Source organism: Piscicoccus intestinalis NBRC 104926, assembly GCF_001515525.1.
Lineage (GTDB): Bacteria > Actinomycetota > Actinomycetes > Actinomycetales > Dermatophilaceae > Kineosphaera > Kineosphaera intestinalis.
This window is the reverse complement of record NZ_BCNQ01000299.1, coordinates 1-1224: the sequence shown is the minus strand read 5'-3', so window position 1 is coordinate 1224 and position 1224 is coordinate 1. Positions and strand designations below refer to the sequence as shown.

The window sequence follows — 1224 nt, the reverse complement described above, 5'->3', positions numbered from 1 at the left end:
GCCTCGTGCACGAGCGTCTCGGCCGCCGGGTCGAGGTGCGCGGTCGGCTCGTCGAGCAGCACGACCGGGGCGTCGGCGAGCAACGCCCCCGCGATCGCCAACCGGGCCCGCTGGCCGGCCGACAGGCCGAACCCGTCGTCACCGAGCCGCACGTCGAGCAGGGATCCCTCGGGCAGGTCGCGGCCGGCGGTGCGGCCGGCGGCGACCTCCGAGAGGCCGAGCCGCGCCAGCGCCGCGAGCATCGCCGCGTCGTCGGCGCCGGGCGCCCGCAGCGCGAAGTTGTCGCGCACGGAGCCGGCGACGAGGAACGGCCGCTGGGTCACCAGGTGCACCCGGCCGGCCGCGGGCGCGTCGATGGACCCCTGCGTCGGCGTCCGCAACCCCGCGAGCAGTTCGAGCAGGGTGGTCTTGCCGACTCCGCTCGGTCCGGTGACGACGCTGAGCCCCACCTCGAACCGGGCGTCGACGCCGCGCACCACCCACGGCAGCTCGGGGCCGTATCGGTAGCCGAGGTCGTGCGCGACGAGCACGGGAGGCGCGGGCTCCGGCCCGCCCGAGCGGCCCGGCTCCGCACGCTCCGCGGCCACCGGCCGCTCCAGCTCGTCGGCGATCTCGCCGAGGGCGGCCGCGCCGTCGGCGGCGGAGTGGAACTCCGCGCCCACCCGCCGGATCGGCCAGAACGCCTCCGGCGCCAGGAGAATCAGCGGCAGCGCCACCGCCAGCTCCATCGAGCCGTTCGCCAGGTGGATGCCCACCCAGACGGCGACCATCGCCACCGAGATCGTCGCGAGTAGTTCGAGGGCCGCGGAGCTGAGGAACGCCAGCCGCAGCGTGCGCACGGTGGCCACGCGGTGCCGCTCGCTGACCTCACGCACCGTGCGGGCCTGCCGCCGCGCCCGCCCGTACGCGACGAGCACGGGCAGCCCGCGCATGACGTCGACGAAGTGCCCCGACAGCGCGGCGAGCGTGCGCCAGCGCCGGTTCGTCGCGTCGGCCGTCGAGGAGCCGATGAGCGCCGCGAACAGCGGCAGCAGCGGCACGGTGAGCACCGGGATGAGCGCGGTGATCGGGTCGAGCACCAACATCGCGACGATCGCCGCCGGGGGCAGGAAGGCCGCGGCCACCAGCGTCGGCAGGTAGCGCGCCACGTACGGCTCGACGCTGCCGGCGCCCTGGGTCAGCAGGGTCGCGGCCCGGTCGGCGCCGGGGCTGTCCTCGGCGGGC

Annotated in this window: 1 protein-coding gene; it reads right to left on the bottom strand. The window is 76.8% G+C overall.

Features of this window, described 5'->3' with window-relative positions; translation table 11 throughout:
- Positions 1 to 1224: ABC transporter ATP-binding protein/permease (locus PINTE_RS21350; protein ID WP_068434619.1), on the bottom strand; the 1224-nt coding region annotated here is incomplete at both ends.